Origin of the sequence: Clostridium sp. (assembly GCF_051650885.1) — a bacterium.
GTDB lineage: Bacteria > Bacillota > Clostridia > Clostridiales > Clostridiaceae > Clostridium.
Genome location: NZ_JBOFRG010000024.1, coordinates 1 through 1149, shown reverse-complemented (window position 1 = coordinate 1149; position 1149 = coordinate 1). Strand labels below are relative to the sequence as shown.

1 protein-coding gene is annotated in these 1149 nt (G+C 32.5%); it reads left to right on the top strand.

Annotated elements, in window-relative coordinates; genetic code table 11:
• Positions 1-1149 (top strand): SpaA isopeptide-forming pilin-related protein (locus ACRC28_RS00805; protein ID WP_438541554.1); only part of this gene is annotated, 1149 nt, incomplete at both ends.

Genomic DNA, 1149 nt, shown 5'->3' with positions numbered 1-1149 from the left:
CACTACAAGGAGCAGAATTTACAATAACTAAACCAGATGGAACAAAAGTGAAGGTTACGACTAATGATAAAGGTATAGCAGAACTTTCAGGTTTAGCTTGGGGAGAATATACTGTACAAGAAACAGCAGCACCACAAGGCTATGACTTAGATAATACAGTTCATAAAATTATTATTGATAACAATAATGCAAATGTAGTTCAAAGCTTAAATGTAGTAGATGGAGCAAAAACAGGCACTATAAAAGTAACAAAGCTTGGAAAAGATGGAGTTAAATTAGTGGGTGCTCAATTTACAATAACTGCGCCAGGTAAAGAACCAGTAGTAATAACTACCGATATTAACGGAGTAGCGGAAGCAACAGGTTTACCATGGGGAACTTATACAATTAAGGAAACTAAAGCACCTAAAGGATATACTTTAAGTGATAAGGTGAATACTGTAGATATTACTAAAGATAATGTGTCAACTATACAAAATGTAACAGTAAATGATACACAAATCTTAGGAAAGCTACAAGTTACTAAGACAGGTAATAATGGTGAAAAGTTAGCAAATGCTGAATTTAAGATAACAGGACCAAATGGTTTCCATAAAACAATAACTACAGATAAAAATGGTGTGGCGAGCTTAGATAATTTAGCTTGGGGTGATTACACAGTTAAAGAAATTAAAGCACCAGTTGGATATACATTAAATTCTACAGTTCAAAAAGTAACTATAGGAGCAGATAATGTAGAAAATATTCAAAGCGTTAATGTTGTTGATACTCAAATATTAGGACAATTACAAATTGTAAAAACTGATGCTACATCTAATAAAGCATTAGCTGGAGCAACTTTCAAAGTAACAGGACCAAATGGTTTTGATAAAACAGTAACTACAGATAAAGATGGACAAGTAAATCTAGATAATTTAGCATGGGGAAAATATGTAGTTAAAGAAACTGCAGCTCCAAATGGATATAATTTAGATAAAACACCACAGGAAATAACAGTTGGTGATACATCAGTAGGAAAAGTTCAAGTAGCTAAATTTGCTGATTCAAGAGTTTTAGGAAATATAAAAATCACTAAAACAAATGAAAAAGGGCAAACACTACAAGGAGCAGAATTTACAATAACTAAACCAGATGGAACAAAAGTGAAGG